A 211-nucleotide genomic window follows, 5' to 3' on the forward strand; every position below is an offset into this window, starting at 1 on the left:
AGCGGGTTGAGGCAATCTTTATGGCGCATACCGCGGCTGAACTCGTACTGGTTGAACTCGGCAATCGCGCCAGGGAGCAACGGGTGCTGGGTTTTGCGTTTGCTCTCTTCTTCCGTAAAGCCCGCCATATAGAGCCCGACGGGACCGGCAGTGCAAAGCACCAGATCCACCCAGTCCAGCGCTTTGTCAGAGGCCAGCAGCGGATCGCTCT

General features: G+C 59.2%; 1 pseudogene. It reads right to left on the reverse strand.

The features are described from left to right. Nucleotides 1-211 (reverse strand): annotated as a pseudogene (locus tag ABFY71_RS19260) (hypothetical protein); the annotation flags it as partial.

It is taken from the genome of Devosia alba, assembly GCF_039938915.1.
GTDB lineage: Bacteria > Pseudomonadota > Alphaproteobacteria > Rhizobiales > Devosiaceae > Devosia > Devosia alba.